13 protein-coding genes are annotated in these 14850 nt (G+C 74.2%); 5 read left to right on the plus strand and 8 right to left on the minus strand.

Going from position 1 to position 14850, the window contains the following annotated elements; genetic code table 11:
- Nucleotides 1–3: 3 nt before the first annotated feature.
- From SCNRRL3882_RS17730 to SCNRRL3882_RS17740, 3 genes are read right to left on the minus strand one after another with little or no spacing between them, the layout of a single operon-like run.
- Nucleotides 4–1725, minus strand: coding sequence for an L-aspartate oxidase (locus SCNRRL3882_RS17730; protein ID WP_010044338.1), 1722 nt, complete (start codon nt 1723–1725; stop codon nt 4–6).
- Nucleotides 1722–2714, minus strand: coding sequence for a pantoate--beta-alanine ligase (gene panC, locus SCNRRL3882_RS17735; RefSeq protein WP_010044335.1), 993 nt, complete (start codon nt 2712–2714; stop codon nt 1722–1724). Before panC ends, SCNRRL3882_RS17730 begins: the two co-directional genes overlap by 4 nt.
- On the minus strand, nt 2711–3640 hold the full coding sequence (locus tag SCNRRL3882_RS17740) for a Rossmann-like and DUF2520 domain-containing protein (RefSeq protein WP_010044334.1): 930 nt from the start codon (nt 3638–3640) through the stop codon (nt 2711–2713). Before SCNRRL3882_RS17740 ends, panC begins: the two co-directional genes overlap by 4 nt.
- A gap of 184 nt (nt 3641–3824) precedes the next feature.
- Between SCNRRL3882_RS17740 and SCNRRL3882_RS17745 the strand changes: the two genes are divergently transcribed.
- Nucleotides 3825–5078, plus strand: a complete 1254-nt coding sequence (locus SCNRRL3882_RS17745) for a threonine aldolase family protein (RefSeq protein WP_040903756.1) — start codon at nt 3825–3827, stop codon at nt 5076–5078.
- Here SCNRRL3882_RS17745 and SCNRRL3882_RS17750 read toward each other — a convergent pair.
- A complete protein-coding gene (locus SCNRRL3882_RS17750) occupies nt 5071–5274 on the minus strand; it encodes a hypothetical protein (RefSeq protein WP_010044332.1) in 204 nt (67 codons plus the stop codon). The genes SCNRRL3882_RS17745 and SCNRRL3882_RS17750 overlap by 8 nt on opposite strands.
- A 159-nt stretch (nt 5275–5433) precedes the next feature.
- On the opposite strand from SCNRRL3882_RS17750, the gene SCNRRL3882_RS17755 reads away from it, so the two are divergent.
- Nucleotides 5434–6540 (plus strand): DUF5937 family protein, encoded by a 1107-nt coding sequence (locus SCNRRL3882_RS17755; protein WP_029181489.1) that lies wholly within the window; start codon nt 5434–5436, stop codon nt 6538–6540.
- Between the two features lie 18 nt (nt 6541–6558).
- Here SCNRRL3882_RS17755 and SCNRRL3882_RS17760 read toward each other — a convergent pair whose 3' ends face one another.
- Together SCNRRL3882_RS17760 and SCNRRL3882_RS17765 are read right to left on the minus strand one after the other, a co-directional pair.
- A complete protein-coding gene (locus tag SCNRRL3882_RS17760) occupies nt 6559–7230 on the minus strand; it encodes a response regulator transcription factor (RefSeq protein ID WP_010044326.1) in 672 nt (223 codons plus the stop codon).
- Nucleotides 7231–7297: 67 nt separating this feature from the next.
- Entirely contained in the window at nt 7298–8488 is a 1191-nt protein-coding gene (locus SCNRRL3882_RS17765; RefSeq protein WP_102514820.1) for a sensor histidine kinase, read from the minus strand.
- Between the two features lie 118 nt (nt 8489–8606).
- On the opposite strand from SCNRRL3882_RS17765, the gene SCNRRL3882_RS17770 reads away from it, so the two are divergent.
- Complete coding sequence (locus SCNRRL3882_RS17770) at nt 8607–9638, plus strand: SAM-dependent methyltransferase (protein ID WP_040903731.1); 1032 nt, start codon at nt 8607–8609, stop codon at nt 9636–9638.
- Nucleotides 9639–9702: 64 nt separating this feature from the next.
- Here the strand turns inward: SCNRRL3882_RS17770 and SCNRRL3882_RS17775 are convergent, their stop codons facing one another.
- Nucleotides 9703–10854, minus strand: coding sequence for an NADH-quinone oxidoreductase subunit D (locus tag SCNRRL3882_RS17775; RefSeq protein WP_029181488.1), 1152 nt, complete (start codon nt 10852–10854; stop codon nt 9703–9705).
- 913 nt (nt 10855–11767) lie between these two features.
- Between SCNRRL3882_RS17775 and SCNRRL3882_RS17785 the strand changes: the two genes are divergently transcribed.
- The gene (locus SCNRRL3882_RS17785; RefSeq protein ID WP_029181487.1) at nt 11768–12223 is read left to right on the plus strand and encodes a PH domain-containing protein; all 456 of its coding nucleotides are present in this window, start codon (nt 11768–11770) and stop codon (nt 12221–12223) included.
- Complete coding sequence (locus tag SCNRRL3882_RS17790; protein ID WP_010044314.1) at nt 12220–13554, plus strand: PH domain-containing protein; 1335 nt, start codon at nt 12220–12222, stop codon at nt 13552–13554. The genes SCNRRL3882_RS17785 and SCNRRL3882_RS17790 overlap by 4 nt, the downstream gene beginning before the upstream one ends.
- A gap of 62 nt (nt 13555–13616) precedes the next feature.
- Here the strand turns inward: SCNRRL3882_RS17790 and SCNRRL3882_RS17795 are convergent, their stop codons facing one another.
- Nucleotides 13617–14798, minus strand: coding sequence for a hypothetical protein (locus tag SCNRRL3882_RS17795; protein WP_102514822.1), 1182 nt, complete (start codon nt 14796–14798; stop codon nt 13617–13619).
- Between the last annotated feature and the right edge of the window lie 52 nt (nt 14799–14850).

Here is a 14850-nt window from a genome sequence, read left to right on the forward strand (position 1 = left end):
CGGTCACTGCTCCTGGGGGGCCTTGGGCGGGAGGGTCGTAGGGAAGTGTGTGGTGTCCGTGGTGTGCACGGCCAGCGTGCGGTCCGGGTTCAGGCGTACGACGATGTGGCGCCGCCAGGTGGTGTCGTCGCGCTCGGGGCGGTCCTCGCGCCAGTGGCAGCCCCGGGTCTCCTCGCGCAGCCGGGCCGCGGTGACCAGGACGCGGGCCACGCACAGCAGGTTGGTGGCCTCCCAGGTGTCGACGCCGGCCTCGGCCGTCTTGCCGTTCTCGGCGAGGGCGTCGCGGGCGTCGGTGTGCAGCTGCTGGAGCTGGTCGGCGGCCTTGGCGAGGGACTCCGCCGAGCGCAGGACACCGGCCCCGTTCGTCATGATCCGCTGGATCGTGAAGCGGGCCTCCGGGGTGAGCAGGGGGTGCTCGGGGGTCTCCGGGTAGGGCAGGGGCTGCGGCACGCGCGCGTGGAGGCCGGTCTCCGCGTGGCTCGCGGCGATGTCGGCCGCGATGCGCTCGGCGTAGACCAGGCCTTCGAGGAGGGAGTTGGAGGCCAGGCGGTTGGCGCCGTGCACGCCGGTGCAGGCGACCTCGCCGCACGCGTACAGGCCGGGGACGGTCGTACGGCCCCGGGAGTCGGTGCGGACGCCGCCGGAGGCGTAGTGGGCGGCCGGGGCGACCGGGATGGGCTCGGTGACCGGGTCGATGCCGTGGGCGCGGCAGGCGGCGAGGATCGTCGGGAAGCGGTGCTCCCACATGTCGGCGCCGAAGTGCCGGGCGTCGAGGAACATGTGCTCGGCGTCCTGCTCCTGCATGCGGCGCGTGATGCCCTTGGCGACGATGTCGCGGGGCGCGAGCTCGGCCAGTTCGTGCCGGCCGAGCATGAAGCGCACGCCGTCGGCGTCGACCAGGTGGGCGCCCTCGCCGCGCACCGCCTCGGAGACCAGGGGCTGCTGGCCCTCCGCGTCGGGGCCCAGGAAGAGGACCGTGGGGTGGAACTGGACGAACTCCAGGTCGCTCACCTCGGCGCCCGCGCGCAGCGCCAGGGCGACGCCGTCGCCCGTGGAGACGGACGGGTTGGTCGTCGCCGAGAAGACCTGGCCCATGCCGCCGGTCGCCAGGACGACCGCCGGGGCGTGGACCGCGCCCACGCCGTCGTGCTGTCCCTCGCCCATGACGTGCAGGGTGACGCCTGCCGTGCGGCCCTCGGCGTCCGTGAGGAGGTCCAGGACGAGCGCGTTCTCGACGGTGCGCAGACCACGCGCGCGTACCGCCTCGACCAGGGCCCTGGAGATCTCGGCACCGGTGGCGTCGCCGCCGGCGTGGGCGATGCGGCGGCGGTGGTGGCCGCCCTCGCGGGTGAGTTCCAGGCCGCCCTCGGAGGACTCGTCGAACTGGGCGCCGGTCTCGATGAGGCGGCGTACGGCGTCGGGGCCCTCGGTGACGAGGATGCGGACCGCTTCCTCGTCGCACAGGCCCGCGCCGGCGACCAGGGTGTCGTCCAGGTGCTGGTCGGGGGTGTCGCCCTCGCCGAGGGCCGCGGCGATGCCGCCCTGGGCCCAGCGGGTGGAGCCGTCGTCCAGGCGGGCCTTGGTGACGACCACGGTGGTGAGGCCGGCCGCCTCGCAGCGCAGGGCGGCCGTGAGGCCGGCGACGCCGGAGCCGACGACGACCACGTCCGCGGAGATGGACCACCCGGGGGCGGGCGCGTGCAGGCGTATGCCTGTGCTGGTCACGAGGCGGCTCCGAAGGTGAGGGGAATGTTGTCGATCAGCCGGGTCGTCCCGACCCGGGCGGCGACGGCGAGGACCGCCTCGCCGGTGAAGTCGTCCCCGATCTCGGTGAAGTCGGACGGGTCGACCAGGGCGAGGTAGTCCAGCACGAGCGGCGGATCGAGGCGGGCGGCCTCGTCGAGGACCTGGCGGGCGGCCGCGCGGACGCCGGCCGGGCCGCCCGGGACGGCCGTCGCGACGGCGTGCGCGTCCGCCGCCGCGCGGGACTCCCCTATGGCGCTGAGCGCCTCCGCACGCGCGCGTGTGGCGGGCACCTCGCGGGCCCGGGCGCGCAGCGCCTCCTGCGCGGCGTGCCGGTCCTGGCCCGCGAACAGGGCACTGGACAGCGCGAGGGCGGTGCGCCGCTCGGCGGGCGAGAGGTAGCGGTTGCGGCTGGACAGGGCCAGGCCGTCCTCCTCGCGCACGGTGGGGACGCCGACGATCTCCACGCCGAAGTTCAGGTCCCGCACCATGCGGCGGATCAGGGCGAGCTGCTGGGCGTCCTTCTGGCCGTACAGGGCGACGTCGGGGCGGGTCAGGTGCAGCAGCTTGGCGACGACCGTGAGCATGCCGTCGAAGTGGCCCGGGCGGGAGGCGCCCTCCAGCCGCTCGCCCATGGGGCCCGCCGTGATGCGGACCTGGGGCTCGCCGCCGGGGTAGACCTCGTCGACGGCCGGGGCGAACACGACGTCCGCGCCGGACTCCCCGGCCAGCTTCACATCGGCGTCCAGGGTGCGCGGGTAGCGGTCGAGGTCCTCGCCCGCGCCGAACTGGAGCGGATTGACGAAGACGGTGACGACGACCTCGCCGTCGGGCCCGGCGAGGGCACGCGCGGTGCGGATCAGCGTGGCGTGGCCCTCGTGCAGCGCGCCCATGGTCATCACCACGGCGCGGCGGCCCGCACGCGCGCGTGCGTGCAGTTCACCGGCCGTGCTGAGCAGGGTGGTGGTCATCGGGCGTCCCCTTCGGTGCCGTCGGTCCCGTGGGCGAGTACCCCGAGGAGGTCCTCGGCGAGCTCCGGCTTCAGCAGGCCGTGGGCCAGGGCCCGGTCGGCGGTCGCGCGGGCCATCGCCAGGTAGCCGTCGACGGCCTGCGGGGCGTGCCGGCGCAGCTCGGTGACGTGCGCGGCGACCGTGCCCGCGTCCCCGCGCGCGACAGGGCCCGTGAGGGCCGCGTCGCCGGAGCGCAGGGCGTTGTCCAGGGCCGCGCCGAGCAGCGGGCCGAGCATCCGGTCGGGGGCCGCGACACCGGCCGAGCGCAGCAGCTCCAGGGACTGGGCGACCAGGGTGACCAGGTGGTTGGCGCCGAGCGCCAGGGCCGCGTGGTAGAGCGGCCGGTTCTCCTCGGCGATCCACTCCGGCTCGCCGCCCATCTCGATGACCAGGGCCTCCGCGGCCAGCCGCAGCTCCTCGGGCGCGGTGACGCCGAAGGAGCAGCCGGCCAGTCGCTGGACGTCCACGGGCGTGCCGGTGAAGGTCATCGCGGGGTGCAGGGCCAGCGGCAGGGCGCCCGCGCGCAGGGCGGGGTCGAGCACCCGCGCGCCGTACCGCCCGGAGGTGTGCACGAGCAGTTGTCCCGGCCGTACGGACCCGGTGTCGGCGAGGCCCGCGACCAGTTCGGGCAGGGCGTCGTCGGGAACCGTCAGCAGGACCAGCTCGGCCCGCTGGAGGACCTCGGCGGGCGGCATCACCGGCACGTCGGGCAGCAGTTGCGCGGCGCGGCGCCGGGAGACGTCGGAGACCGCGGAGACGGCGACCGGGCGATGCCCGGCGAGCTGGAGGGACGCGGCCAGTGCGGGTCCCACGCGGCCGGCGCCGACGACGCCGACGGTGAGCCGCGCGGGGCGGTCCTTGGGGTCTGGCTGTGGGGTTGTGTTCACTCGACGGCGGCCTTCCCGTTCCAGTCCGCTCCGGGTACCGGACGATTTCTCGTCATGTTAACGCGATCGGTTCGAGGGGCGTTCGGTTGTCCACAGGGTGTGCATTGCGGTGGACACCGCGCGGGTGCACGGGCGTACGGAAATCCGGGTGCCCGCCGGCACCCGCGCGCGGGATGATCCGGCCATGAATGACATGGCGGGACAGGGCGCGCAGGCGACCGGGCAACGGCCTGACGAGGACCGGCTGGACGAGGACGGGCCGAAAGCGGGCCGGCCTGACGAGGACCGGACTGTTGAGGACCGGAGGTCGCAGCTCCGTGAGCGGCGGCTGGCCGCACACCACGGCGCACGGCGCGTGTTCGCGCGCTTCGCCTTCCACAAGTCGCTCCGGGAGCGGCTGGCGGCACTGGACGGCGCGGCGGACCTGTACGACCTGGACGAGCGGTCCGACGTGTACGGCGACGGCGTCGTCGAGGCGCTGGAGACGAAGGTCGCCGCACTGCTCGGCACCGAGGCCGCCGCGTTCTTCCCGACGGGCACGATGGCCCAGCAGGTGGCACTGCGCTGCTGGGCGGGCCGGACCGGCAACCCGACCGTCGCCCTGCACGCGCTCAGCCATCCCGAGGTGCACGAGCGGAACGCGTTCAGCGAGGTCGGCGGCCTGCGGCCGGTGCGCGTGGCCAGCGAGCCGCGGCTGCCCACCGCCGCCGAGGTGCGCGACTTCGAGGAACCCTTCGGGGCGCTGATGCTGGAACTGCCCCTGAGGGACGCCGGTTTCGTGCTGCCCTCCTGGGAGGAGCTCACCGAGGTGGTGGCGGCAGCGCGGGAGCGGGACGCCGTGGTGCACTTCGACGGGGCCCGCCTGTGGGAGTCCACGGTCCACTTCGGCCGGTCCCTGGAGGAGATCGCGGGCCTGGCCGACAGCGTCTACGTGTCGTTCTACAAGTCCCTGGACGCGTTCGGCGGTGCGGCACTCGCCGGGCCGAGGGAGCTCGTGGAGGAGGCGAAGGCCTGGCGGCACCGGTACGGCGGCCTGGTCTTCCAGCAGTTCCCGACGGCTCTGTCGGCACTGCTCGGGCTGGAGCGGCAACTGCCCCGGTTGCCGGAGTACGTCGCCCACGCGCGCGTGGTGGCCACCGCGCTGCGCGAGGGGTTCGCCGCGGTCGGGGTGCCGTGGGCGCGCGTGCACCCGGAGGTGCCGCACACCCACGACTTCCAGGTGTGGCTGCCGTACGACGCCGACGTCCTCTCGGAGGCGGCGGTGCGGACGGCCGAGGAGACCGGCACCGTCCTGTTCTCCTTCGCCTGGGACCGGCGCGGCCCCGGCCTGGCGTTCACGGAGGTGCATGTGCGGTCCGCCGGGCTGGAGTGGACCGCCGAGGACGTCAAGAGCGCGGTGGCGGAGTTCGTGGCCCGGCTGCCGGGGGAGGTCAGGTAGGGCGCCGCCGCCACCGGTTCAGGGCGACCCGGAACCGGTGCCGGGCCGGGCGGCCCGCCAGGACCGCCCGGAACTGCCGCTCGTCGCGCCACTCCCGTACGACCTGCCAGTCATGCGCGCCGGGAGCGGGCGGGGCGGGCTCGTCGTGCTGCCGGGCGCGGTAGGCGTCGAGGAGGTGCTGCTGCGTGATGCTCATGGTGGATCGCCTCTGCGGGACGGGGTGATGGAGGTCCGAAGGCTCCGCGGCTGCCCCGGTGGTCCCACAGTGCCCCCGAACCGAGGGCGACGTCGCGTCGATTGACGAGGCCCGTCAAACGACGGGGGCGTTGTCGGTGGCGGGGTGCACCATGAAGGCATGAGCGTGCACATCGACATCGCCGGGATGCGGCCGGAGAGTGTGGCCGTCGTGCCCTCGCCCCTGGCCGAGCTGGGCATGGCGCTGCACGCGCTGTCCGAGCCGGGACACCACCCGGGCCTCCAGGGCTGGGTGACGGGCGTGACCGCCCGGCTCGACCCGCATCTGGCCGACCGGATGTGCGAGGCCGACTTCCTGTGGCGGACGACGTTCTCGGACCTGTTCCTGCCGTACGCCGGCATACCGGGCCCGGGCACCCTGCCGGGCGCCACCCTCGCCGACGAACTGGACCTGCTGGACAAGCTGACGGACGAACAGTTCGTGGATGCCGCGCTGGAGTTCACCTGTGCCGTCGGGTACGGCACGTGCGGACCCACCGCACTGACCGACGCGGAGGTGCGCCGCCGCTCCCTGGACCTGGCCGCCGCGCGGGGACCGCAGCAACTGCGGTTCAGCGAACGGCTGCTGGCGGACCCGCCCAGGATCCGGGCCTGGCTGCGGCAGTTCCTCCAGGACTGCGACGAGGCGTTCTTCGCGGAGACGTGGTCCCGGCTGCGCCACCAGCTCGCGGCGGACGCCCGCCACAAGACGGACCTGCTCAGACACCGGGGCCTGGCCGAGGCGCTCGCCGCGGTGTCCCCGGCGGTGACGCTCGACGAGGCCGCCGCCGAAATCACGGTCGACAAGCTGGGCGAGGGCCGTACGGCCACGGGCGAGGACGGCCTGCTGCTCGTCCCGACGAGCCTGGGCTGGCCGCACCTGATGGTCCTGCACCGGCACGGCTGGCAGCCGGTGCTGCACTACCCGGCCGGCTCCCCCGAGCTCGCCGCCCCGCCCACGCTGGAGCAGCTGGCCCTGCGCATGACCGCGCTGTCCCACCCCGTACGCATGCGCATGTGCCGCTATCTGGCCCGCAGCGCGTACACCACCGGCGAGCTGGCGCAGGTGCACGGCATGACGGCCCCGGAGATATCCCGGCATCTGGCGGTGCTGAAGAAGGCGGGCCTGATCACCACCCGCCGCCGGGGGCGCTACGTCCTGCACCAGCTTGACGTGACGATGGTGGCCCGGCTCGGCAGCGAGTTCCTGGAGGGGATCCTCAGGTAGCGGGCCCGGGCGTCCGGGTCAGCCGTGCCCGCCGGCCCGCACCAGCCCCGTCTCGTAGGCCAGCACCACGACCTGCACCCGGTCCCTGAGCCCCAGCTTGGTCAGGATGCGGCCCACGTGCGTCTTCACGGTCGCCTCGGACAGCACGAGCCGGGCCGCGATCTCGCCGTTGGACAGGCCCTGCGCGACCAGCACCATGACCTCGCGCTCACGCCCCGTGAGCCGCTCCAGCTCCTGGTGCTGGGGCTGCTTCCCGGTGCCCGGCAGCATCGGCGCGAAGCGGTCCAGGAGCCGCCGGGTGGTGGAGGGCGCGACGACCGCGTCACCGCTGTGCACGGCGCGGATCGCGGCGAGGAGCTCCCCGGGCGGCACGTCCTTGAGCATGAAGCCGGAGGCGCCCGCCTTCAGCCCGGAGAAGGCGTACTCGTCGAGGTCGAAGGTGGTCAGGATGAGCACCTTCGGCGGGTCGGTGTCCGCGCAGATCCGGCGGGTCGCCTCCACCCCGTCGAGCTTCGGCATGCGGACGTCCATCAGCACCACGTCGACCTCGGTCTCCCGCAGCGCCTGGAGGGCCTCGACACCGTCGCCCGCCTCCGCCACGACCTCCATGTCCGGCTGGGCGGCGAGCACCATCCGGAACCCGGTGCGCAGCAGCACCTGGTCGTCGACGAGCATCACGCGGATCGTCATCTGGCCTCTTCCATATGGGGTCGTTGCATGGGGTCGTTACAGGTGTCAGCGAGGGGCGTGCACGACGTCAGTGCGCGGGTTTGAGCGGCAGCAGGGCACTGATGCGGAATCCTCCGCCCGGGCGCGGGCCGGCGTCCAGGGTGCCGCCGACCATGCCGACCCGTTCCCGCATGCCGATCAGGCCGTGTCCCTGGCCGTCGAACCCGCCCTCCTCGTACAGCTCGTGCGGGGCGCCCTTGCCGTCGTCCTCGACGAGCAGGCCGAGGCCGTCGTCGAAGTACACCAGGCGCACACTCGCGCCCGCGTTGGGCCCGCCGTGCTTGCGGGTGTTGGTGAGCGCCTCCTGCACGATGCGGTAGGCGGTGAGCTCGACGCCGCTGGGCAGCGGGCGGGGGGTGCCCTCGACCTTGAAGTCGACGGGCAGTCCGTGCCCGCGGCACTGCTCGACGAGGTCCTCGATCTGCTGGACGTCGGGCTGCGGCACGTACTCGCCGGCCTCCTCGTGCTCCCCGGTGCGCAGCACGCCGAGCAGCCGGCGCATCTCGGCGAGGGCCTGGCGACCGGTGGAGGAGATGGTCTCCAGGGCCTTCTTCGCCTGGTCGGGCGCGGCGTCGAGGACGTAGGCGGCGCCGTCGGCCTGCACCACCATCACCGAGACGTTGTGCGCGACGACGTCGTGCAGCTCGCGGGCGATGCGGGCGCGTTCGGCGGCGACGGCGACCTTGGACTGTGCCTCGCGCTCCCTCTCCAGACGGGCGGCCCGTTCCTCCAGCTGCGCGAAGTAGGCGCGGCGGGTGCGGATGGAGTCACCGAGCACCCAGGCGAGGGCGAAGGGCACGGTCATGAAGACCGCCGCGGCGATGCCGGCCGCGACGCTCGTCTGGCCGTTCGGCCAGCGCAGGTGAGCCACGGGGGCGGCGCACAGGCCGGCGACCAGCGCGAAGCGGGAGGCCCAGCGCGCGCCCTCCGCCGCGACCGTGTAGACGATCACCAGCATGGCGAAGTCGAAGGGACCCATCTCGACATCGGTGATCAGCTGGGCCACACCGACCGCGGTCGCGAGCAGCAGCATCTTCTCCGGCATGCGGCGGCGCAGCGCGACCACCAGGCACAACAGCAGCGAGAGCGGAACGGCGACGGCCGGGGGGCCGAATCCGCCCGACGCTCCGCCGACCACGGAAATCCCGAGGAGGACCACGGCCCACGAGCCGTCGACCCACATCGGGTGCCTGCGGAGGAAGTCATAGAGGCGCTGCACGTAACCCAGCGTAGGGAAGCGGGATAGGTGCAGGGGTCAACCGGAGGGCCGATCCGCACCGGGCGCGCGTACTCCGCAAGGTGGAGTTGCGTTCGTTGTGTCCGCATAGCCTGGGCCCGTGACAGCAGTGACGAGGGCCGAGGGACCTCAGGGACGCGGGGCACCGCAGTGGCGCGGGTGGCGGGCGGCGGCTCAGGAGGCCTTGTACGGGCCGGGCGGCTTCTACCGCCGGGCTGAGGGCCCGGCCGGGCACTTCCGTACGTCCGTGCACGCGTCGCCGCTGTTCGCCGGGGCGGTGGCGGGGCTGCTGCGCCGGGTCGACGAGGCGCTGGGACGACCCGCGACGCTGGACTTCGTCGACATGGCGGCCGGGCGGGGCGAACTGGCCGCCGGGGTGCTCGCCGCACTACCGGCCGACGTGGCGGCCCGCACACGCGCGTACGCCGTCGAAGTCGCCGGGCGGCCCGACGGGCTCGATCACCGGATCGAGTGGCTGGCCGAGCCGCCGCGGGGCACGACCGGGCTGCTGTTCGCCAACGAATGGCTGGACAACGTACCGGTGGAGGTCGCCGAGACGGACTCCGCAGGCGTGGCGCGGCTGGTGCTGGTCCGGGAGGACGGGACCGAACGGCTGGGGGAGCCGGTCGACGGGGCGCAGGCGCGGTGGCTGGCGCGATGGTGGCCGCTGTCCGGCGAGGCGGGGCTGCGGGCCGAGATCGGCCTGCCCAGGGACGAGGCCTGGGCGTCGGCGGTCGCGACGCTCGACCGGGGGCTCGCCGTCGCCGTGGACTACGCGCACACGGCGGACGAGCGGCCGCCGTTCGGGACGCTCACCGGCTTCCGTGAGGGCCGCGAGACGGCGGCCGTGCCGGACGGCTCGTGCGACATCACGGCCCATGTCGCACTCGACGCGTGTGTGCTGCCCGGCGGGCGTCTGCTCCCGCAGCGGGAGGCACTGCGCGCCCTCGGCGTGACCGGCGCGCGCCCCCCGCTCACACTGGCGTCCACCGACCCCGCCGCCTATGTACGCGCCCTCGCCGGCGCCGGCGAGGCCGCCGAGCTCACCTCGGCGGGCGGCCTCGGCGACTTCGGGTGGCTGGTGCAGCCGGTCGGGATCGCGGACCCTCTCCAGGACGCTGCCTGTCGATAGGCCGCTGCCTGCCGACAGGACGCCGCCGCTTGTCGACAGGGGGCCGCTGCCTGCCGGCAGGACGCTATTTGTCGATGTCGCCCACGACGAAGAACATCGACCCCAGGATCGCCACCATGTCCGCGACCAGCGTCCCCGGCAGCAGCTCCGTCAGCGCCTGGATGTTGTTGTACGAGGCCGAGCGCAGCTTCAGCCGGTACGGCGTCTTCTCGCCCTTGCTGACCAGGTAGTAGCCGTTGATGCCGAGCGGGTTCTCGGTCCAGGCGTAGGTGTGGCCCTCGGGTGCCTTCAGGACCTTCGGGAGCCGCTGGTTGACGGGCCCGGGCGGCAGTTCGGCGAGCCGGTCGAGGCAGGCGTCGGCCAGGTCCAGCGCGTTGTGCGTCTGCTCCAGGAGGCACTCGAAGCGGGCGAGACAGTCGCCCTCCTGCCGGGTCACCACCTTCAGGGTGTCCTGGAGGTCGCCGTAGGCGAGGTACGGCTCGTCCCGGCGCAGGTCGAAGTCGACGCCCGAGGCGCGCCCGATCGGCCCGCTCACCCCGTACGCGTGCACGGCCTGGGGCGTGAGCCTGCCCACGCCCCGGGTGCGGCCCCGGAAGATCTCGTTGCCGAGCACCAGGTCGTCGAACCGGTCCATCCGGGACCGCACATCGGCGACGGCGGTACGCGCGCGCGTGGTCCACCCGGCCGGCAGGTCCTCCTTGAGACCGCCGACGCGGTTGAACATGTAGTGCATCCGCCCGCCGGAGATCTCCTCCATGACGTGCTGGAGCTCCTCGCGCTCCCGGAAGGCGTAGAAGATCGGGGTGATCCCACCGAGCTCCAGCGGGTACGAGCCGAGGAACATCAGGTGGTTGAGCACGCGGTTCAGCTCGGCGAGCAGCGTGCGCAGCCACACCGCGCGCTCGGGGACCTCCATGCCGAGCATCCGCTCCACGGCGAGCACCACGCCCAGCTCGTTGGAGAAGGCCGACAGCCAGTCGTGGCGGTTGGCGAGCATGATGATCTGGCGGTAGTCGCGCGCCTCGAACAGCTTCTCCGCGCCCCGGTGCATATAGCCGATCACGGGCTCCGCGTGCGCGATGCGCTCGCCGTCCAGGACGAGCTTCAGCCGCAGCACGCCGTGCGTGGACGGGTGCTGCGGCCCGATGTTGAGCACCATGTCGGTGCTCTCCGCGGCGCCGCCGATTCCGACCATGGTCTCCGTCGTAGGAGTCATGGACACAGTCTCTCCTACGTACGCTGGCCTCATGGAGACGGGGAGTCCGCAGGACACGGGGCCGACGGGGACAGAGGGCGCGGCGGAGACGCAGAGCGCGGCGGGGACTCAGGGCGCGGCGGAGACGCGGGAGGCTGCGGAGACGCAGGAGGCGGCGGGAACGCCGGACGCCGTCAAGACGCCGGGCGCGGCCGACACACCGGGCGCCGCCAAGACGCCGGGCGCCGCCGAAACACCGGCCGCGGCCAAACGGCCGGCCGCCGCCGAGACGCAGAGCACGGCCAAGACACCGGGACCCGCCAAGACACCGGGACCCGCCGAAACACCAGCCGCGGCGAAACCGCCGGCCGCCGCCCAGACGCAGAGCACGGCCGACACACCGGGCGCCGACAAGTCGCCAGGCGCAGCCGAAACACCGGCCGCGGCCAAACCGCCAGCCGCCGCCCAGACGCAGAGCGCGGCCGACACACCGGGCGCCGCCAAGTCGCCAGGCGCAGCCGAAACACCGGCCGCGGCCAAACCGCCAGCCGCCGCCCAGACGCAGAGCACGGCCAAGACACGGGGACCCGCCAAGACACCGGGACCCGCCGAAACACCAGCCGCCGCCCAGACGCAGAGCACGGCCGAGACGCAGAGCGCGGCCGAGACGCGGGGCGCGGCCGAGACGCGGGGCGCGGCCGAGACGCAGAGCACGGCCGAGACGCGGGGCGCGGCCAAGACGCGGGGCGCGGCCACGACACCGGGGCCCGCCCGAACACCAGCCGCCTCCGAAACACCAGCCCCCGAAACACCAACCGCGGCAGAAACACCAGCCGCTGCCAGACCGCCGGCCGCCGTCGAGACACCGAGCGCGGTCGGGGCGCAGAGCGCCGCCGGGAGACACGACGCCGCGGGCGCCGTCGAGGACGAGCCGGTGTGGATAGCGTTGCCGCCCGGGCTGCTGAAGATGCGGCGGTTGCTGCTGGTGGTGTGGCTGGGGCTGATCAGCCTGGCCGCCGGGCTGGTGCCGGGCCTGCTGGCCGGGCCCGCCTGGGCCGCGTTCACGCTGCCGCCGCTGGCGCTGATGGCCTGGGGCTGGGTGCTGATCGGCCGCAACTGGCGCTCCTGGCGGTACGCCGAGCGCGCCGACGACCTGCTGATCAGCCGCGGTGTGCTGTGGCGCGAGGAGACGGTCGTGCCGTACGGGCGCATGCAGCTGGTCGAGGTCACCTCCGGGCCTGTGGAGCGGCACTTCGGGCTGGCCAGCGTGCAGCTGCACACGGCCGCCGCGGCGACCGACGCGACCATCCCGGGCCTGGACCCGGCCGAGGCCGAACGGCTGCGCGACCGGCTCACCGAGCTGGGCGAGGCCCGATCGGCGGGGCTGTGACGGCGCCCGAGGCCGCCGAGGCCACCGAGGCCGAGAGCGGGATCGCCGAGCGGCGGCTGCACCCCGTCACACCGCTGAGGCGGGCCTGGGCGCCGGTCGCCGTGGTGATCGGCTGGGCGGTGCACGACCCCGACGGGGCGCAGCGCCATCTGACCCGGCTGAACACGACCACGCTGCTGATCGCCCTCGCCGTGATCCTCCCGGCCGCCGCCCTGTACGGCTTCTGCTCCTGGTGGTTCACGCACTTCGCGGTGACCGAGACCGAACTGCGCATCCGCACCGGGCTGGTCTTCCGCCGCACCGCGCACATCCGGCTGGAGCGGATCCAGGCCATCGACGTCACCCAGCCGCTGCTCGCGCGGGTCGCGGGCGTCGCCAAGCTCAGACTCGACGTCATAGGCACCGACAAGAAGGACGAGCTGGCCTTCCTGGGCGCGGACGAGGCGGGTGCGCTGCGGGCCGAACTGCTCGCCCGGGCGGCGGGATTCGCGCCCGAGACCGCGCAGGAGGTCGGGGAGGCGCCGTCCCGGCAGATGCTGCGGGTGCCGCCCGGAGTCCTCGCCGTGTCGCTGGTGCTGAGCGGGGCGACGTGGGGGTCGCTGGCAGCGGCGGTCGTCGTGCCGCCGCTGCTGTGGCTGGCCACGGAGAGCGTGTGGACGGTCCTGGCCGTCGCCCTGCCGCTGCTGGGCGCGGCGGGCGCGAGCAGCGTGGGGCGGTTCGTCAGCGAGTACGACTGGACGGTGGCCGAGTCGCCCGACGGGCTGCGCATCGACCACGGCCTGCTGGACCGGGCCCATGAGACGGTGCCGCCGGGGCGGGTGCAGACCGTGCGGATCGTGGAGCCGCTGCTGTGGCGGCGGCGCGGCTGGGTGCGCGTGGAGCTGGACGTGGCGGGCTCCTCCAACTCCGTGCTGGTACCGGTCGCTCCGCGCGAGATCGCTGAGGTCGTCGTCGCACGCGTGCTGCCCGGGGTGACCGTGCCGGAGCAGGCGGACCTGTCGCCGTCGCCGCGCCGCGCCCGGTGGTGCGTGCCGGTGTGGTGGCGCGGGTACGGGCTCGCCGTCACGGACGCGGTGTTCGCGGCGCGGTCAGGGCTGCTGCGGCGGAGCCTCGCACTGGTGCCGCACGCGAAGGTGCAGAGCGTACGGATGACGCAGGGGCCGTGGGAGCGCGCCCGGGGCGTGGCCGACGTACAGGTGGACACGGGCGCGAACAAGACGGTCACGGCGAGGCTGCGGGACGCGGCCGAGGCGCGCGAGCTGCTGGCGGCACAGGCGGAGCGGTCACGGACGGGGCGCAGGGACGCGCGGCCGGACCGCTGGATGGCGTGACCCACCGGAGACGACGAAGGCCCCCCTGCCGCAGCCGGGGGGCCTTTTCTGCTGCGTGGGCGTCAGGAAACCGCGCTCCGCAGCCCCTGCACGTCGATCTGCTCCGTCTCGTCGTGCGCCGTCAGGTCGATCACCTGGCCGATCCCGCGCGACTCCGGGTCCGCCGGCTTGTACCCGGCCTCTGCCTCGGCCTTGTGCAGCGCCAGGGCCTCCTGGCCGACGACATCGGCCAAGTCCTCGTTCTGTACGGCCTCCAGGGCGGCCCGCGACGTGCCCTGCTTGGTACCGAAGAAGTCGAACCCGCCCTCGGAGACGGGGCGCCGCACCGGCGTCTGCGGTGCCACGGCCACGGCGGCCGGCACGGTGTAGTGACCTGAGGAGGCAGGCTGCACGAGCCGCTCGGCCTCGGCGGCGGTGGAGGTGCCGGCGGTCGCGCGCTCGTGCCCGGCGACCGCCCCGGACTGCCCCTGCGCCTCGTCCTCCTTCGACTGCTCCCGCTGGTCGTCCTTCCGGTCGTCGCCCGCGGGCTCCGCGCCGTCGCCCTTCGGTACGCCGTCGCCGTCGCCGCCGCCGTCCGGGTCCGGGGCCGAGTCGCTGTCGAGCCGGGCGAGCGCCGCCGCGGCCCGCAGGAACAGCCGGGAGCCCTCCGGCGAGAACACCGCCGGAATCGCGGTCCGCTCCTCGGCGGCAAGGCCCTCCGCCCCGGTGGTTGCGGCCGTCTCGTCCGCCTCCGCCGGTGCATCCGCCGTCTGCGCCTCTCCCGCGGGCAGCGCGGCCCGTACCGGAGCCGTCGCCTCGATCTCCAGCACGCGGCGTTCCTCCAGGACGCTCGCGCGCTCGGTCTCGGCGGTGGCGTACCGGCGCAGCAGAGAGGCGTGCTCGTTGCGCAGCCCGGCCAGTTCCGTGCGCTTGGCGCGCAGCCGCTGCTCCAGCTTCGCGCGCAGCTCGCGGGACTCCTCCAGGTCGGCCTCCAGTTCGGCGACCCGCTCCTCGAAGCGCCACTCGTCGCTCGCCCGCGCGCGCGTCAGGTCGGCGACGCGTTTGCCCGCCTGGATGTCCCAGCGGCGGAGCACGACCGCGCCGACGACCGCCGTCACCGCGGCGGCCGCGGCCAGCCCGCGGAGCACCATCGGCTCCGTGAACACCCAGGGCCCCAGGGCGCAGACGAGGGAGACGCCTGCGATCGCCGACGGGGGAAGCAGCCTGTGCAAGGGCGGGGAATGGCGGTGACGTCCACGTGGCATGGCCAGAAACTTACCGCGCGTAGGCGAATCATGGTGACCCACCCCGCAAAAA

Origin of the sequence: Streptomyces chartreusis NRRL 3882 (assembly GCF_900236475.1) — a bacterium.
GTDB lineage: Bacteria > Actinomycetota > Actinomycetes > Streptomycetales > Streptomycetaceae > Streptomyces > Streptomyces chartreusis_D.

Coding starts and splice junctions, on each gene's coding strand:
- panC (WP_010044335.1), bottom strand. CDS start 2,714: ATGACCACCACCCTGCTCAGCACGGCCGGTGAACTGCACGCACGCGCG.
- SCNRRL3882_RS17745 (WP_040903756.1), top strand. CDS start 3,825: ATGAATGACATGGCGGGACAGGGCGCGCAGGCGACCGGGCAACGGCCT.
- SCNRRL3882_RS17750 (WP_010044332.1), bottom strand. CDS start 5,274: ATGAGCATCACGCAGCAGCACCTCCTCGACGCCTACCGCGCCCGGCAG.
- SCNRRL3882_RS17755 (WP_029181489.1), top strand. CDS start 5,434: ATGAGCGTGCACATCGACATCGCCGGGATGCGGCCGGAGAGTGTGGCC.
- SCNRRL3882_RS17760 (WP_010044326.1), bottom strand. CDS start 7,230: ATGACGATCCGCGTGATGCTCGTCGACGACCAGGTGCTGCTGCGCACC.
- SCNRRL3882_RS17775 (WP_029181488.1), bottom strand. CDS start 10,854: ATGACTCCTACGACGGAGACCATGGTCGGAATCGGCGGCGCCGCGGAG.
- SCNRRL3882_RS17795 (WP_102514822.1), bottom strand. CDS start 14,798: ATGCCACGTGGACGTCACCGCCATTCCCCGCCCTTGCACAGGCTGCTT.